The following is a 248-nucleotide window of genomic DNA, read 5'->3' as shown; positions in this document are numbered from 1 at the left end:
GGGGCGGACGAGGGGAATTGAACCCCCGAATGTCGGATCCACAAACCGATGCGTTAACCACTTCGCCACGACCGCCATATAAGGTTTTGAAGTTAATTGGCAGGGGCAGCAGGAATTGAACCCACACTAACGGTTTTGGAGACCGCTGTTCTACCTTTAAACTATGCCCCTAAAACTGGTGGAGGCTGATGGATTCGAACCACCGAACTCGTCAGAGAACAGATTTACAGTCTGCTGCGTTTGGCCAC

General features: G+C 51.6%; 2 tRNA genes. Both read right to left on the bottom strand.

From position 1 onward, the window contains the following. Positions 1-2 precede the first annotated feature (2 nt). Positions 3-75 (bottom strand) — tRNA-His (locus KVT34_RS30745). Positions 76-97: 22 nt separating this feature from the next. Further along, positions 98-171 (bottom strand) — tRNA-Trp (locus tag KVT34_RS30740). Between the last annotated feature and the right edge of the window lie 77 nt (positions 172-248).

Origin of the sequence: Paenibacillus sp. GbtcB18, assembly GCF_019091125.1 — a bacterium.
Classification (GTDB): Bacteria; Bacillota; Bacilli; order Paenibacillales; family NBRC-103111; genus Paenibacillus_F; species Paenibacillus_F chitinolyticus.
The sequence above is the reverse complement of the archived record's forward strand: the minus strand, read 5'-3'. Positions and strand labels throughout refer to the sequence as shown.